We start from the raw sequence: 15,107 nt of genomic DNA, 5'->3' as shown, positions 1-15,107 counted from the left end.
ACCTATAACAGGCCACGCAGGAACACGGACGATGAGCCACCCCTCGCAATTCACCTTGCTGCGCACACGGCGTTTCCTGCCGTTTTTCATTACCCAACTGCTGGGTGCGTTCAACGACAACATCTTCAAGCAATCGCTGATCCTCGCCATTCTCTACAAGCTCAGTATCGAGGGTGATCGCTCCATCTGGGTCAACCTGTGTGCATTGCTGTTCATCTTGCCGTTCTTCCTGTTTTCGGCGCTGGCCGGGCAGTTTGGCGAGAAATTCAACAAGGACGCGTTGATCCGTGCGATCAAGATCGGCGAGATCGTGATCATGGCCGTGGGCGCAACAGGCTTCCTGACCAACCACCTGGAAATGATGCTGCTGGCGCTGTTTGCCATGGGCACCCATTCGGCGCTGTTCGGCCCGGTGAAGTATTCGATCATGCCCCAGGCGCTGCGCGATGATGAGCTGGTGGGCGGCAACGGCCTGGTGGAAATGGGCACGTTCCTGGCGATCCTGGCCGGCACCATCGGCGCCGGGATCATGATGTCGTCCACCCATTACGCACCGGTGGTTGCGGTGGCGATTGTCGGCGTGGCGGTGCTGGGTTACCTGGCCAGCCGCAGCATCCCGCGTGCGGCGGCGTCCACCCCGGCGTTGCGCCTGAACTGGAACATCTTCAGCGAGTCCTGGGCCACGCTGCGCCTGGGCCTGGGGCAGACGCCGGCCGTGTCGCGCTCCATCGTCGGCAACTCGTGGTTCTGGTTTGTCGGAGCGATCTACCTGACGCAGATCCCGGCCTACGCCAAGGAATGGTTGTACGGCGACGAAACCGTGGTGACGCTGATCCTCACGGTGTTCTCGGTGGGCATCGCCCTGGGCTCGATGCTCTGCGAAAAGCTCTCGGGGCGTAAGGTTGAGATCGGCCTGGTACCGTTTGGCTCGTTCGGGCTGACGGTGTTCGGCCTGCTGCTGTGGTGGCATTCCGGCGGTTTCCCGCAGAACGTGCAGGCCAACGATTGGCTCGCGGTGCTCGGCTATGGCCAGGCGTGGTGGGTGTTGCTGGACATCCTCGGCCTGGGCGTGTTCGGCGGCTTTTATATCGTGCCGCTGTATGCGCTGATTCAGTCGCGCACCGCCGAGAACGAACGTGCACGGGTGATTGCCGCCAACAATATTCTCAATGCGTTGTTCATGGTGGTCTCGGCCATCGTATCGATCCTGCTGCTCAGCGTGGCCAAGCTGTCGATCCCCGAACTGTTCCTGGTGGTGTCGCTGCTCAATATTGCGGTGAACACCTACATCTTCAAAATCGTTCCTGAGTTCACCATGCGCTTCATGATCTGGCTGCTCAGCCATTCCATGTACCGCGTGGAACATCGCAACCTCGAGGCGATTCCGGACGAAGGCGCGGCGCTGCTGGTGTGCAACCACGTGTCATTTGTCGATGCGCTGTTGATTGGCGGAGCGGTTCGTCGGCCGATTCGCTTTGTCATGTACTACAAGATCTACCGTCTGCCGGTGCTGAACTTCATCTTCCGCACCGCCGGTGCGATTCCGATCGCCGGGCGAAATGAAGACATTCAGATCTACGAACAGGCCTTCACGCGCATTGCGCATTACCTGAAGGAAGGCGAGTTGGTGTGCATCTTCCCGGAAGGCAAATTGACCGCCGATGGAGAGATGAACGACTTTCGGGGTGGCGTGACGCGGATTCTGGAGGAAACGCCAGTGCCGGTGATTCCGATGGCGTTGCAGGGGTTGTGGGGGAGCTTCTTCAGTCGCGATCCGAACAAGGGGTTCTTTCATCGCATCTGGTCGCGGGTGGTGCTGGTGGCGGGGGAGTCGGTGGAGGAGCCGACGCCTGCGAGGTTGCAGGAAGTGGTAGGCGGGTTGCGGGGGAGTGTCAGATAGTTTTGGTTCTGGCTGTACCGGCCTCATCCGGGGCAAACCCCCTCCCACATTTTGACTGTGTTCACAAATCAAAGGTGGGAGGGGGCTTGCCCCCGATGAGGATAGTGGCTCAGGTGCTGATCTTGAGGCCAATCAGCCCGCAGATGATCAACGCCACACTCGCCAAGCGAAACAGCGCCATGGATTCGCCGAACAGGATAATCCCGGCAATCACCGTACCCACGGCGCCCACTCCGGTCCAGACGGCGTAGGCGGTGCCCAGCGGCAGTTCCTTCACGGCCAGCCCCAGCAGACCCAGGCTGATGGCCATGGCGACAATCGTCAGGGCGGTGGGCAGTGGCTTGCTGAAACCGTCGGTGTACTTCAGGCCGACGGCCCAGCCGACCTCAAACAATCCGGCAAAAAACAGAATGATCCAGGACATGCTGACCTTCCTTTTCGAGGTGGGGTCGTCCCCGGATTAAACGCTTGAGTGCGTCACGGGGTCGTCCCCGTGATGCTCCGTAGAGTGCCGAAAATGCCTCAGGCGATCAAGGTTGCGTGGCGTCCTGAGCGGCGCGCAGGTCGTCTTTTTCGCTCATGCGGCGGAAGTAAGTCGACAGCAAGGCCCCCGAAATATTGTGCCAGACGCTGAACAGCGCACTCGGCACCGCCGCCAGTGGCGAGAAGTGCGCGCTGGCCAGTGCAGCCCCGAGCCCGGAGTTCTGCATGCCCACTTCCAGCGCCAGCGACTTGCGCTGCGCCAGCGGCAGCTTGAACACGCGGCCGGTGAAATAGCCCAGCAGGTAGCCAAAGCTGTTGTGCAGCATTACCACGGCCATGATCAACAGGCCCGACTCGGCAATCTTCGCCTGGCTGGCGGCAACCACTGCCGCGACGATGATCACGATGCTGACCACCGACACCAGCGGCAGCACATCCACCGCATGCCGAACCTTGTCGCCCAGCACCCGTTGCGCCAGCACGCCCAGCACGATGGGCAGCAGCACCACTTGCAGGATCGACCAGAACAGCTCCATGAACGACACCGGCAACCAGGCCGAGGCCAGCAGCCAGATCAGCGCCGGCGTGAGCAGCGGGGCGAGGAGGGTGGTGACCGCAGCGATGGCTACCGACAGCGCCAGGTCGCCACGGGCCAGCCAGGTCATGACGTTGGACGAGGTGCCGCTTGGGCAGCAACCGACCAGGATCACGCCGACGGCAATTTCCGGCGGCAGGTGAAACGCCTGGCACAGCAACCAGGCCACGCCTGGCATGATCACGAAGTGCGCGACCACGCCCAGTGCCACACGCCACGGATGGCGGGCGACTTCGGCGAAGTCATCCATCTTGAGGGTCAGCCCCATGCCGAACATCACCAGGCCCAGCAGCGGCACGATGGCGCTTTTCAGACCGATGAACCAGCCAGGTTCGAGGAACGCGAGGACCGCGAAAATCAGCACCCAGTAGGCGAAGGTATTGCCGACGAAGCGGCTGAGGGCGGCGAGAGCTCGCATGGGGGTGTCCTTGTTATTAGGCTTTCGAAGTGGCAATACAATCAAGTGTGGGAGGGGGGCTTGCCCCCTCCCACATTTTGATCTTCACATGGCTTAAATACCTTGCGGGGTCTCTTCACCGCCCAGTGCTTCAACCAGCGCCGGGATAAAGTCGCCAAACGTCAGCATCATCAATGTGAAGCTCGCATCCAGTTGGCCCAACGCTTCGTCGCCGCCGTCCTGTTCGGCCTGGTCTTGCAGCAGGTCTTCGAACTTCAGGCGCTTGACGGTCATCTTGTCGTCGAGCATGAAGGACAACTTGTCCTGCCAGGCCAGGGACAGTTGGGTCACGACCTTGCCGGTGGTGAGGTGCAGCTGGATCTCTTCGCCGGTCAGGTCCTGACGCTTGCAACGCACGATGCCGCCGTCTTCGTGGGTGTCGCGCAGTTCGCATTCGTCGAGGACGAAGAAGTCATCGGCCGGTTTCTGGGTGGTGACCCAGTCGGTCATGATCGCGGTTGGCGCGGTTTTCACGGTCAGCGGGCGAACGGGCAGGGTGCCGATTACTTCACGCAGGGTGGAGAGCAAATCTTCGGCGCGTTTCGGGCTGGCCGAGTTCACCAGGATCAGGCCCTGTTTCGGCGCGATGGCGGCGAAGGTCGACGAACGACGGATAAAGGCGCGCGGCAGGAAGGCCTGGATGATCTCATCCTTGATCTGGTCGCGTTCTTTCTTGTAGACCTTGCGCATTTGCTCGGCCTCGATCTCTTCGACTTTCTCCTTAAGTGCATCACGCACCACGCTGCCCGGCAGGATGCGTTCTTCCTTGCGTGCAGCGATCAACAGGAAGTCACCGCTGACGTGGACCAGGGGAGCGTCTTCACCTTTACCGAAAGGGGCGACGAAACCGTAAGTGGTCAACTCCTGGCTGGCGCAAGGGCGCGCCAGTTTGGTGGCCATGGCCGCTTCCAACGCCTCGGCATCAACAGGCAGATCTTGGGTCAGGCGATAGATAAGCAGGTTCTTGAACCACATGGGGGGAGTCTCTCCTTTATACAAAGGGGGGCATTATTCTCTTGATAGCGCCTGAGGCCAACCCTGCCTAAGCCATTGGAAGGGCTCAAAAAAAAGATTTAAGAAAGTGCTTGCCAGACCTTGGGTCGCTCCGTAGAATGCGCGCCACACCGAGACGAAGGGTGATTAGCTCAGCTGGGAGAGCATCTGCCTTACAAGCAGAGGGTCGGCGGTTCGATCCCGTCATCACCCACCATTCGCCTCATGTGTTACGCGCAGCGGTAGTTCAGTCGGTTAGAATACCGGCCTGTCACGCCGGGGGTCGCGGGTTCGAGTCCCGTCCGCTGCGCCATATTCGGTAACCTGGAACACTGAACGCCAGGTCACCACAGAAAGCCCGCTTAATCGCGGGCTTTTCTTTGTCCGAAATATGGCAAGAAATCGCGATTCAAACTTTTTTTAAATAAATTGCATTTAAATCAAGACATTACGATTTTTTGGTGTATGATGCGCCCACACCGAAACGAAGGGTGATTAGCTCAGCTGGGAGAGCATCTGCCTTACAAGCAGAGGGTCGGCGGTTCGATCCCGTCATCACCCACCATTCGCTTCAAGTGTTACGCGCAGCGGTAGTTCAGTCGGTTAGAATACCGGCCTGTCACGCCGGGGGTCGCGGGTTCGAGTCCCGTCCGCTGCGCCATATTCGGCAACCTGGAACACTGAACGCCAGGTCGCCACAAGAAGCCCGCTCAATTGAGCGGGCTTTTTTTATGGCTGCGATTTACCCGTCGAACGCCTCGCCGTTGTGCACCTGCTGTTTATCCTCTTCAGGAGGTGACGCACTCTTCGGGTACCGCGGGCGCGTTGACCTCGCGCCCGAGGAACAGGTACACGATCAACGCCGTCACCAGTGTGAACAATGCGAGTAGCTGCAGCAGGGTATTGAAGCCTGCAAGGTAAGCGCTGCGCAGTTCAGCCAAGGGGATATGGCCGGCGAACGGCAGGTCGCCCATGACCAGGTGTTGGGCGATACGCGACAGGTCGGCGGGGGCCAGCGCGAGGCTGCTGGTGACGCTCAGGTGGTGGGCGACCAATGCACCCAGCACCGCGAGGGTGATCGCCAGCGCCACGCCTTCGCTGGCCACGCGGGTGGTGTTGAAAATTCCCGCCGCCATGCCGGCCCGCTCACGAGGCACCACGCTGATCGACAGGCCATCCATCAAGCCCCACGGCACCGCCGTGCCCAGCCCGAGCACCAGCAGGGCGGCGATGATCGGCCCATGGGCATTGGCGTCCAGCGTGCTGAGCCCATACAGGCCCGCCGCCGCAATCAAGAAGCCCAGGGCGCACAACCGGCCTGCGGACACCCAGCGGGTTAGCGACGCGGCCAGCATCGGCACCACCAGCATCGGCGCGGACAAGGCCAGCATCTTGAGCCCTGCCTGGAACGCACTATCGCCTTCCACGCCGATAAAGCGGATCGGCAGCAACACCACCAGCACGATGAAGCAGTAGCAGGTGCCAATCGGCAGGATCTGCACGCCCACGAAACGCGCGAAACGAAACAGGCGCAGCTCCAGCATCGGCTGTTGGGTGTGGGTTTCCACGTAGATGAACACGCCTGCAAGCACGGCAGCCATGCCGAACAGCGTGTGAATCAGCGTCGAGTTCCAGCCCTGTTGCGGCGCCAGGATCACCGCGCTGGTGAAGGCGATCAACAGGCCGGAAAACGTCACTGCACCCAGGACGTCCAGGCGCTGGGCATCGGGATTGCGGCTTTCACGCAGGGTCGGCGCGGCGAAGATCAGGGACAGCAGCGCCAGCGCGGCGGTGAACAGAAAGATCCCGCGCCAACCCAGCCACTCGATCAATGCCCCCGCCAACAACGGCCCGAACGCCAGGCCCACGCCAAAGGTGGTGCCCAACACACTGAACGCCCGTGTGCGGGCGTGGCCTTCGAATTCCTGGGCCAGCGCCGCGCTGCCACCGGCCAGCGCAGCGGCGGCGGCTACGCCCTGGGCGCCGCGCAGCAAGTCCAGCCACAGCACATCCGGCGCCACTGCCAACAGCAGGGAGACCAGCGCAAACAGGCCCATGCCGCCGATGAACAAACGCTTGCGCCCATAGCGATCAGCCAGGGTGCCGGCCGCCATCAGCAGGCTGCCGAAGCTGAGCAGGAAGGCATTGGTGATCCAGGCCAACTCGGTCGGCGACGCGTCAAATGCCCGGCCAATGAACGGCGTAGCCACGGCCCCACCGGTGAAACTCATGGGCAGTGCCAGAGCGGCCAGGCAAATGGCGGCGAGAATGGTGTAGCGGTGTGTGTTCATCGCGGGGAGTCCTTGCTTGTCGTGTGGGTGCGCCGTTTAATCTATGCAGGATGCAATCGTAGATAAACAGGCTTTGCTTCCAGTGATAACGGACAAAAGGGCTCTAATGGACAATCTAAGCGGTGTCATCGCCTTCGTGAAAACGGCAGAAGCCCTGAGTTTTGTCACGGCGGCGCGCGGCTTGGGCATTTCCGCGTCGGCGGTGGGCAAGAATGTTGCCAAGCTGGAAGCGTCGCTGAATGTGCGCTTGCTGCATCGCAGTACGCGCAGGGTCAGCCTGACGGCCGAGGGCCAGTTGTTTTACGAACGCTGCCGCAAAATCCTCGATGACCTGCATGACGCACGGGCCATGCTGTCGCATGTGGCCCAGGCGCCCCGTGGCAAGTTGAGAGTGAGCCTGCCCACCATCGGTTATCGCTTCCTTATGCCGCATATGCTGGCGTTCCGCAGCGCCTACCCGGAGATCGAACTGGAACTGGATTTCAACGACCTGCTGGTGGATGTGATCGAAGAGGGCATCGACGTGGCGATTCGCAGTGGCGGCCTGGCCGACTCGAAATTGATGTCGCGCCGGTTGGGCCCGTTCAGGTTTTTGCTGTGCGCCGCGCCAGCGTATTTTCAGCGTCACGGGCGGCCGCTGGCGGTGCTGGACCTGGAGCAACACCAATGCCTGCGTTACCGCTTTGCGACCACCGGCAAGATCATGGACTGGACGTTGGCCGCCAACCCGGCGTTTACCCAGCTACGCCTGCCTACCGCAATGACGCTGAACAATATGGAGGCCATGCTTACCGCCGCCATCGACGGGCATGGCATCGCTTTTGTCCCGGACTTTCTCGCCCGCGAAGCGGTGGCCCAAGGGCGCCTGGAAACGGTGCTCGACGAGCACTGCAGCGACCAGGGCCAGTTCTGGGCGTTGTGGCCATCGAGCCGGCACTTGTCGCCGAAAATCCGCGTGTTCGTGGACTTCATTGCCGAGCATCTGTTTACCTGACCCTACGGCGCGTTTCGGCTGTGGCGGTAGTCGCTGACCGCTTCGTACACCGCCTTGCGCAAGCGGTTGATGCCGCCGATGGGGCGGTGTTCCGCCACGCCGAACCAGGGGTTGAACGACTGGTTGTCGCAGGCCAGATTCTGTTCAGGCGTGTCGAAATCCTGCGCAGGGATGCGTACCTTCGCCACGCTTTCGAAAGGCGCATCGCTTTCCTTCCATCCGATGCTGGTGTCTTCGATCGGCATGAACTTCTGCGGGTTCTGCCGCTGGATCTGCAACACGAAACACGCCGGCACGCGGTCGGTGGACAGCTGTTGGTTCAAGGCGCTGCGCAGAAAGTTGGGCAGGTCCTGATTCTGTTTGGGCAGGGTGTATTCCGGGCAGCTCTGCGGGTCCGGCGCGACGCGGAACTTGGCGTTGGCCGCACCAAACTTGTAGGGCGATACGGAAAAATACGTCGTCTGCGTCGGGCTGGCGGGTGCCGGTGCCAGGGTCGCCAGGGCGATAAACAGGTGGCGTATCTGCCAGCTGCGCGGGTCCACCTTGGGGAAGAACGCCAGCACTTTCTTGCCATCCGCCTGGGCGCCGATGTTCTGCGCGTATTCCGCCACATCGCTGACAAAAAAGTTCGGGTGGCTGAACATCACAAAGTCCTGTTCTCTGCGTGCCTGCTGGTCGGCCAACAGTTGCTTGCCTGGCACATCCAGCAACTTGATCGCCATGCCCCGGGCGTCGCGGATGCTGTCGAACTGCGGATACGCATTGCCGTTGGACAGGCGCATCACGGCCTGCCAGGTCTTGCCCGGCTCGGCAAACACGCCCTGGCGCAACGCCGGGTCGAGGTCCGCCAGCACGCTGACTTCGGCCTTCACGCAGCCGTGGGCCTTGGCATGGGCATCGCGCAGGTAGCGGGTGCCTTCGCGGTGTTGGTCGACGATGCGCACCGCTGTCTGGATGATGCCCTGGGTCATGGCCGCTTCACCCGCAGGAATCTGCTCTTGCGGGGACACCGGGCCGCTGTGGTGCCAGGCGAACCAGGCCGTTGCGATCAGCCAGCCGAGCAGGCCGAGACCGACCAGCCACAGCAGGGTTTTGCCGAGGAACGCTCCGATTCGCAGCCACAGGCGGGAGAGGAGGGAAGGTCGGTCGTAAGGGGATCGAATCATCATGGCAATTGTTGCTCCAGCGGGCCGCCCAGCACTTTGAGGTATTCCAGCAATGCCCAGCGCTCCTGGGGCAGCAAGCCACGGCCGATTACGCCATTGCCCTGCTTGCCGGCACGGAATTCGTGGCCGCTGTTGTGGTTGCCGGTGATGGTGGTATCGAACAGGAAGGCATTCTTGAACGCGCCCGTTTCATACCCGAGGTGACGCGGGTCGTAATTGAACGTGCCTTTATAGAAGGTGGTACTGCGCTCGTCCTGGGGCGAGAGCAGTTGGTAGATCGTCGGCACCGAGCCGTTGTGCAGGAACGGCGGCGTGGCCCACACGCCGGCCAGCGGGCGGGCCTTGTAGGCGCGCAACTCGCGCACGCCGATGGGCAGGCCAAAACCGTCCAGGCGCGGGCGTTCGGCCGGGGTGACGCCGGCAGCGCGGTAGGCGTGCTCTTCGACGAACGCGGTGACGTAGGCCAGGCCCTTGGCCACCGAGATTTTTTTCAGGTCCAGGGGCTCGGCGGGGGTGGGGTGCAACTGCACGTTGAGCTGGGCCAATTCGGCCAGGTCCCATTGCAAGGCGCTGAGGTCATAGCGCTGGTCAGCAATGTTGTTGGCCGTACCGGGGTCGGTGCCGATGTAATCCACCGGCAGCATCTTGAGAGGGTTTACCGGGCGCCCATTCTCCTGGGAGACGCTTGGCACATGGCAGCCGGCGCAGTTCTCGCTGAACAATGCGCGGCCCTGGGCGGCGAGGACTTTGTCCACTGGGCCGAACAGGTCTTCGGGCCAGGTCGGGGGCTTGAGGCGTTGCAGGGTTTCTTCGATCAGGTTGAGGTCGCGCACCCGCACGCTGGAGGGGTAGCGTGCATCGCCCTGCAGCGGTTGGCCGGCGCTGTCGAAGAAGGACAGCGTGGCCCCGACACCGAGGGCTTCGCCGATGTTGCGCGCCATCGGCTGTTGGGCCGAACCGTTCCATTGCACCCAGTCGAAGGTCCACATATCCCACAGTTGCGGGTAGTCCACGGGGGCGTTGGCAACGCGGTAGTTTTCCGGGGAAATCGCGTCGCCGAAGCTGGCGTTGGCGATGCGGCCGAAGGCGTCGGTGCGGCCCGGGCCCTCTTCGGTAGGGTAGAGACCGCGGTGGGTGTCGTTCCAGGCGACCTTGAGGAACCGGTTCAACGATTGCTTGAAATCCTGGCGCAGTTGGCTGTGCTCGGACTCGTAACGGTCGCCCAGCACCTTGTGGGCGAAGCGTTCGAATTTCCACGGGTTGTAGTAGGTGGCGGCGAGGCTGGCGACCAGGGCCTGGCCGAAGCTGCCGCCGCGCAGGGTGGGCACACTCGAGGGCAGCACGTGCTGAGCCGAACCGCCGTCGATGCGCAGGGCCTGGCCTTTGAAATGCAGCTCGCCGGTGTGGCAGGCGGCGCAGGTGATGTCCAGGTACTCGGCGTTGTCACCGGCGTTCTGGTGACGGGCGAAACCCACCGGCAGGTTGCCGGGGTTTTGCGCGCTGGGCACCTGTTTGGGATCGACCAGGAAACCAAAGCGCGCGAGGTATTCCGGCGTGGCAAAACGCTGCTCGAAGAACGGCAGCTCCAGGGCGGTGAACCAATCGTAGTGCAGGCCTTTTACCTGGGTGCCCTGGGGCGTGAAGTAGTAGGTCTGGCGGTCGGCGGCGCTCCATTGGTCTTGGTAGTGCACCTGCTGCACAGGCACATGATCCGGGAGCCTGGGGTTAACGGTGTAGTAGAGCACCACCGCCAGGATCAGGCCCAATGCGAGCAGTATCAGGAGTAACACACGGGAAAAAATGCGCAAGATAACTATCCTTGTCTAGTCGTAGCGCTGTTATGCCACCACGCCACAGGTGCGGCAAGTGGCCATGAGGCTCGAGTGAGGTCGTTCCATCCTCCGTCGTGGGCCTTCGTGAAGAATGAAAATGCTTTTAAACACGTGAACTTATCGGAAGTTTCCTGCTCACATGCCGGTAGCCATTGGTCGTGGCCGCCTGATAAGCTCGCGACTTTATTCGAATGCCCTATTGGCGCATGAACAAGGAAATAGCATGAAACAGCATCGGTTGGCGGCGGCGGTGGCCCTGGTTAGCCTGGTACTTGCGGGTTGTGATTCGCAGACCAGCGTAGAGCTGAAAACCCCGGCGCAGAAAGCTTCCTACGGCATTGGCCTGAACATGGGCAAAAGCCTTGCCCAGGAAGGCATGGATGACCTGGATTCCAAGGCAGTCGCCCAGGGCATCGAAGATGCCGTCGGCAAGAAAGAGCAGAAGCTCAAGGACGACGAACTGGTCGAGGCGTTTGCCGCACTGCAGAAGCGTGCTGAAGAACGCATGACCAAGATGAGCGAAGAGTCGGCAACGGCCGGCAAGAAATTCCTCGAAGACAACGCCAAGAAAGACGGCGTCGTTACCACCGCTTCCGGTCTGCAGTACAAGATCACCAAGAAAGCCGACGGCGCCCAGCCCAAGCCGACTGACGTGGTGACTGTGCACTACACCGGCAAACTCACCAACGGCACCACCTTTGACAGCTCCGTGGATCGCGGCAGCCCGATTGACCTGCCGGTCAGCGGCGTGATCCCGGGTTGGGTCGAAGGCCTGCAACTGATGCACGTGGGCGAGAAGGTCGAGCTGTACATTCCTTCGGACCTGGCCTACGGCGCACAGAGCCCGAGCCCGGCGATTCCAGCCAACTCCGTGCTGGTTTTCGACCTCGAGCTGCTGGCCATCAAGGACCCAGCCAAGGCTGAAGCCCCTGAGGCGCCTGAAGCACCGGCTGCCAAGAAGTAAGCAACGCCTGAACACACAGCGCCCCGTTTCGACGGGGCGTTGTTGTTTCCGGGGTTTGCACATTTTTGAGTGCGGGAGCTGGCCTGAACAGATCCGACCGAACGTCTGCAGCAGGCAACAGTCTGATATAAGACTCGAGTACGGGTAGCCGCACATCAACGCCAAGTCAATGAAATCTTGGGTTTTTTTTCAGTGCGCAAAAAACGCCCGATCTGACTGCAAGCCTTGTAATACGTGGCTTTCAGCGCGGAAAATAGGCTCTGTTCACAAGGTTATCCACAATTTGTGTGGATAACCTTTTATGTCGCCTGGAACTGGAGTGACAAATGAAACCACCCTTCAATTTCACCCGTTTCCTGCCCATGGCCGCACGCCTTCTGGGGCGTGGACGTTTGCCGACGCTGCTGTTCGCGGTCGCAGCCAAGGGCTCCAGCCAAGGTAATCGCCTGGGTAAACTCAAGGATGACTTCAAATTGCTCCAGGCCCTGTGCCTGGCGTACTGGCGCGGTGAGTACCGCGCGATCAGCCCCAAGGCATTGATCTCGGTAGTGGCGGGGTTGATGTACTTCCTGAGCCCCATCGATGCAATCCCTGACTTTATCCCTATGTTTGGCATGCTCGACGATATCGCTGTGCTGGCATGGGTCATGAAAACCCTGGACGGCGAGCTGAGCGCTTTTCGCGCCTGGCGTGAGGCGCAACGTCCGGAGAAGCTTGCCGTGGTAGAGCGGCTGCCTGCGACGCCGGCCTTGCTGGCCAAGGAAAATCCGCAAAAAAACCCATGACGTGGACATCCCCCTGCGACCTTTAAGGCTGTTAGGATTACACTCCTAAGGAAAGAGCTTACTCAGTAAGTGCAGTTATCCTACGGGGCAGTCATGGATATTCAGATAATTTCACGCGATGGCGCACCCGAATACGCGGTGTTGCCATGGGATCAGTACCAGGCGCTGCTAAAAGCTGCCGGTCAGCAACAACCTTCATCACCCCCTGCACCCTCTGCCCAAGCCGCACCTGTCCAGGACCTGCGTCCGCTTGCAGACCTGCGTGGCTTGCGCGAAGCCAAGGGCCTGGCTATCGAGGCCCTGGCCCGTACCGTGGGCATCAGCCCTTCGTACCTGAATTTGATTGAAAGTGGTGAACGCCAACCGGATGCCGCGATCCGTCGCAGCCTGGCTTGGGAATTGGGCGTTGCAGGTTGGAGGGATGAATCTTGAGCCTACGTATCAGCCGTCAACACTGGGATGGGTTGCTCAACGAGCTGGATCAGGCCCGTCGCCAGCGCCACCTGCTGACGTACCGCGCGTTGCTGGAGCGTCTGCAGTTCCCCACACCCGCCATGCAAACCCTGGCTGCCGCCCTGGAACACCTCGCTGCGATGGACGCCAAGGCCGAGCAGCCATTGCGCAGCTCGTTGGTGATCAGCCAGGGAGCCAGCCGTTTGCCGCGCACCGGCTTCTTTGAATGCGCCGAGCGCCTGGGCCGCTTCAGTGGACCTTCCGACGGCGTGGCCGCCGCGTCGTGGCACGCGTCGGAAGTGGTGCGGGTGTTCGAGTACGAGTACCCGGAGTCTGCCGAGGCTTAAATCGCCTCGGGCTGTGTGTCCATGCTGTCGATCACATGGATGCTGTAGCCGGCCACGTTCTTGGCATGGTGCTTGGCCTGCGAGGCCAGTTCCGCCAATTGGCTGGCATCGAGTTGTCCACAGGCCTGTGGATATAAATGCACCACGCCAATGGACAGCGACAGCAGCGCAAATTCCTGGCGTACACCCTGGCGGTTCAACGCGACAAAGCAGCCGGCCTCAAGGTGTTCGGCGCGGTAGAAGCGTCGGCATTGGGTGTGGAAGTCATCCAGCAGTTGATTGAGGCGCTTGCGCCACTCCTGCGGGCCCAGCACCAGCAAAAAGTCATCGCCGCCGATATGCCCGACAAAGTCGCGGCTGGGGTCGACCCGGTCGTTCAGGCACTGCGCCAGGCACAGCAACACCTCATCCCCGCGCCCGTAGCCGTAGATATCGTTGAACGGCTTGAAGCTGTCGATATCCACGTAGCAGATCACCGATTCGCGCTGCTGCTGCAACAACCGCGTCAGGCATTGCTGGATCGGCACGTTGCCGGGCAGCAGCGTCAAGGGGTTGGCATACCGTGCCTGCTGGATTTTCAGCTCGGTGATCAACTTGAGCACATCGATCACCCGTCCCAAGCCCAGGTAATCGCCGTTCAGGGTGATGATGAAGTCTTCTTCGATGCGTTGCCGCGCGCGGCTGGTGAGCAGGCGACTCACCTGTTGCAGCGACTGGCTCAGCTCCACCGCGAGAAAGTCGGTGCTCATCAGGCGGCTGATGGGCTTGCGCGCAAACAGGTCGGTGGCAAAGGGTTTGAGCAGCGCGTCCGACAGCGAATGCCGGTGCACGATGCCGACCGGTTGGCCACGCCCATCCAGGACCGCCAGCGAGTTGAGGTTGGCCTGGCGCCGGAAGGCTTCCAGCACCTTGGCGGTGGCGGTGTCCTGGTCCATCGCCGGTTGTTCGTTGAGCAGCGCGCTGAGGTCGCTGCCTTCTTCGTTCAGGGCGACACTGGCGCTGTCGAGCTTGGGCAGCATCAGTCGTGCTTCCTGCGGCGGTTGTTCCTGCGGACGACAAAGCAGGTAGCCCTGGACCAGGTCCACGCCCATCTCCGTCAACACCGCCAACTCCTCGGGCAATTCGATGCCCTCGGCGATGACCTGGGCGCGTGAGGCTTTGGCGATTTGCAGGATCGAACCGACAAATTCGCGCTTGAGCGCATCCTGGTGAATGCCATCGATAAAGTGCCGGTCGATCTTCACGTAGTCCGGGCGCAGCTCCGACCACAAACGCAGGCTGGAATACCCGGCGCCGAGGTCATCCAGGGCAATCGAAAAGCCCATGTCGCGGTAGTGGTGCAGCGCGGTTTGCAGCAGATCGAAATCGTCGGTAGGGGTTTGCTCGGTGAGTTCGATCACCACCTGGCTCGGCGGAATGCCGTAGTCATGCAGCAATTGCAGGGTGCGGCCTGGCTGGTGCGCGGTGTCCATCAAGGACTCCGGCGAAACGTTGAGGAACAGCATGCCGGGCAGCTTCTGTTCGCTGAAGCGCCGGCATGCGCTTTCGCGGCAGGCCATCTCGAGTTCGCTCAGGCGCCCGGCCTGGCCGGCCACGGCGAACAGGGAGATGGGAGAGTGCAGCGGGCTGTTGGACGGGCCGCGACTCAACGCCTCATAGCCGAGGATGCGCCGCTCGGAGAGGCTGATGATCGGTTGGAACAGGCTGTGCAAATTGCCTTGAGCCAGGATTGAGCCCAGTGCATTCAGCTGTTCGGTCATGGTCATGGCGATCTCGATCGAAAAAAAAGGACCGCTGGCTTGAATCCAGCGGTCCTTCATTTCACGACAGAATGATGTCTATATGAT

Annotated in this window: 13 protein-coding genes and 4 tRNA genes; 10 read left to right on the top strand and 7 right to left on the bottom strand. The window is 61.3% G+C overall.

Annotated elements, in window-relative coordinates:
• The first annotated feature begins 31 nt into the window (after window positions 1-31).
• Window positions 32-1,900 carry an MFS transporter gene (locus tag CQ041_RS23025; RefSeq protein WP_105524640.1) on the top strand — a complete coding sequence of 623 codons (1,869 nt, stop codon included), beginning with the start codon at window positions 32-34 and terminating at the stop codon, window positions 1,898-1,900.
• A 109-nt stretch (window positions 1,901-2,009) separates the two neighbouring features.
• Here CQ041_RS23025 and sugE read toward each other — a convergent pair whose 3' ends face one another.
• From sugE to rdgC, 3 genes are all read right to left on the bottom strand, one after another.
• A complete protein-coding gene (sugE, locus tag CQ041_RS23020; RefSeq protein WP_105524638.1) occupies window positions 2,010-2,324 on the bottom strand; it encodes a quaternary ammonium compound efflux SMR transporter SugE in 315 nt (104 codons plus the stop codon).
• A gap of 106 nt (window positions 2,325-2,430) precedes the next feature.
• Window positions 2,431-3,396 (bottom strand): bile acid:sodium symporter family protein, encoded by a 966-nt coding sequence (locus CQ041_RS23015; protein WP_105524636.1) that lies wholly within the window; start codon window positions 3,394-3,396, stop codon window positions 2,431-2,433.
• Between the two features lie 93 nt (window positions 3,397-3,489).
• Window positions 3,490-4,410, bottom strand: coding sequence for a recombination-associated protein RdgC (gene rdgC, locus CQ041_RS23010; protein WP_010211632.1), 921 nt, complete (start codon window positions 4,408-4,410; stop codon window positions 3,490-3,492).
• 159 nt (window positions 4,411-4,569) lie between these two features.
• Between rdgC and CQ041_RS23005 the strand changes: the two genes are divergently transcribed.
• From CQ041_RS23005 to CQ041_RS22990, 4 genes are all read left to right on the top strand, one after another.
• Window positions 4,570-4,645 (top strand) — tRNA-Val (locus CQ041_RS23005).
• A 19-nt stretch (window positions 4,646-4,664) separates the two neighbouring features.
• Window positions 4,665-4,741: transfer RNA gene (locus CQ041_RS23000), tRNA-Asp, on the top strand.
• Between the two features lie 176 nt (window positions 4,742-4,917).
• Window positions 4,918-4,993, top strand: a tRNA-Val gene (locus CQ041_RS22995).
• A gap of 19 nt (window positions 4,994-5,012) precedes the next feature.
• Window positions 5,013-5,089 (top strand) — tRNA-Asp (locus CQ041_RS22990).
• Window positions 5,090-5,216: 127 nt separating this feature from the next.
• Here the strand turns inward: CQ041_RS22990 and CQ041_RS22985 are convergent.
• Entirely contained in the window at window positions 5,217-6,719 is a 1,503-nt protein-coding gene (locus CQ041_RS22985; protein WP_105524634.1) for an MFS transporter, read from the bottom strand.
• Between the two features lie 106 nt (window positions 6,720-6,825).
• On the opposite strand from CQ041_RS22985, the gene CQ041_RS22980 reads away from it, so the two are divergent.
• Window positions 6,826-7,713, top strand: coding sequence for a LysR family transcriptional regulator (locus CQ041_RS22980; RefSeq protein ID WP_105524632.1), 888 nt, complete (start codon window positions 6,826-6,828; stop codon window positions 7,711-7,713).
• A gap of 2 nt (window positions 7,714-7,715) precedes the next feature.
• Here the strand turns inward: CQ041_RS22980 and CQ041_RS22975 are convergent, their stop codons facing one another.
• On the bottom strand, window positions 7,716-8,882 hold the full coding sequence (locus tag CQ041_RS22975; protein ID WP_105524630.1) for a catalase family protein: 1,167 nt from the start codon (window positions 8,880-8,882) through the stop codon (window positions 7,716-7,718).
• Complete coding sequence (locus tag CQ041_RS22970; RefSeq protein ID WP_105524628.1) at window positions 8,879-10,687, bottom strand: di-heme-cytochrome C peroxidase; 1,809 nt, start codon at window positions 10,685-10,687, stop codon at window positions 8,879-8,881. Before CQ041_RS22970 ends, CQ041_RS22975 begins: the two co-directional genes overlap by 4 nt.
• A 247-nt stretch (window positions 10,688-10,934) precedes the next feature.
• Between CQ041_RS22970 and CQ041_RS22965 the strand changes: the two genes are divergently transcribed.
• The 4 genes from CQ041_RS22965 (at window position 10,935) to CQ041_RS22950 (ending at window position 13,260) form a co-directional block, all read left to right on the top strand.
• Complete coding sequence (locus tag CQ041_RS22965) at window positions 10,935-11,675, top strand: FKBP-type peptidyl-prolyl cis-trans isomerase (protein WP_105524626.1); 741 nt, start codon at window positions 10,935-10,937, stop codon at window positions 11,673-11,675.
• Between the two features lie 326 nt (window positions 11,676-12,001).
• Window positions 12,002-12,460 carry a YkvA family protein gene (locus CQ041_RS22960; protein ID WP_105524624.1) on the top strand — a complete coding sequence of 153 codons (459 nt, stop codon included), beginning with the start codon at window positions 12,002-12,004 and terminating at the stop codon, window positions 12,458-12,460.
• A gap of 93 nt (window positions 12,461-12,553) precedes the next feature.
• On the top strand, window positions 12,554-12,892 hold the full coding sequence (locus tag CQ041_RS22955; protein WP_105524622.1) for a helix-turn-helix transcriptional regulator: 339 nt from the start codon (window positions 12,554-12,556) through the stop codon (window positions 12,890-12,892).
• A complete protein-coding gene (locus CQ041_RS22950; protein ID WP_105524621.1) occupies window positions 12,889-13,260 on the top strand; it encodes a hypothetical protein in 372 nt (123 codons plus the stop codon). Before CQ041_RS22955 ends, CQ041_RS22950 begins: the two co-directional genes overlap by 4 nt.
• Here the strand turns inward: CQ041_RS22950 and CQ041_RS22945 are convergent.
• Window positions 13,257-15,026: a bifunctional diguanylate cyclase/phosphodiesterase gene (locus tag CQ041_RS22945; protein ID WP_105524674.1), complete on the bottom strand. Its 1,770-nt coding sequence runs from the start codon at window positions 15,024-15,026 to the stop codon at window positions 13,257-13,259. The genes CQ041_RS22950 and CQ041_RS22945 overlap by 4 nt on opposite strands.
• Window positions 15,027-15,107: the final 81 nt, after the last annotated feature.

It is taken from the genome of Pseudomonas sp. MYb60 (assembly GCF_002979555.1).
In the GTDB taxonomy this organism is placed as follows: domain Bacteria; phylum Pseudomonadota; class Gammaproteobacteria; order Pseudomonadales; family Pseudomonadaceae; genus Aquipseudomonas.
This window is presented reverse-complemented; position numbering and strand designations above follow the sequence as displayed.